Here is a 780-nt window from a genome sequence, read left to right as displayed (position 1 = left end):
CAAGTCTACATTTCATCTGCCGATTGGATGACACGAAACATCGATCATCGTATCGAAGTTGCCGCTCCTGTTCGTGATCCACGTTTGAAACAGAGAATTATTGATATAACTAACATCCACTTTACCGATACAGTAAAGGCACGTTTGATAGACAAAGAGATGAGCAATAGCTATGTACCGCGCGGGAACCGTAAAAAAGTTCGCTCACAAGTTGCCATCTACGACTATCTTAAAAATATAGAAAAGCAAACGAGAAGACAAAAGTCAGATGTCTCAGATACTTGAACAAGATGAACGCTACATTGCCGCGATCGATCTCGGCTCTAATAGCTTCCACATGGTGGTGGCGAAGGTGGTCGGCAGCGACCTACAGCTCATCAGTCGCCATAAACAGAGGGTTCGTTTAGCCTCTGGCCTAGACAGTGAATTGAATTTAAGTCACGCCTCCATGGAGCGAGCGTTGGAGTGTCTTGCGATGTTCGCAGAGAGGCTGCAAGGCTTTGAGGAATCCAATGTGCGCATCGCTGCTACACACACGCTAAGAAGAGCGAAAAACGCGCATTTGTTTATCCAACGTGCGAAAGCAGTCATGCCGTTCCCGATAGAGATTATTCCGGGAGAGGAAGAAGCGCGCCTAATTTACTTGGGCGTCGCACACACTCAAGTGGAATCTAATTCTAAACTGGTGGTCGATATTGGCGGTGGCAGCACCGAGATGATCATCGGACAAGAGTTCGAACCAGAACTGCTGAATAGCAAACAGATGGGCTGCGTCAGCTT

General features: G+C 47.3%; 2 pseudogenes. Both read left to right on the top strand.

Annotated features, from left to right (window positions below):
* A pseudogene (locus R7R24_RS26240) lies at positions 1-285 on the top strand (RNA degradosome polyphosphate kinase); the annotation flags it as partial.
* Positions 269-780 (top strand): annotated as a pseudogene (locus R7R24_RS26235) (exopolyphosphatase); the annotation flags it as partial. The pseudogenes R7R24_RS26240 and R7R24_RS26235, both read left to right, overlap by 17 nt.

Source organism: Vibrio sp. 704 (assembly GCF_033339295.1).
Note: the sequence above shows the minus strand (reverse complement) of the source record. Positions and strands in the feature narration are given on the sequence as shown.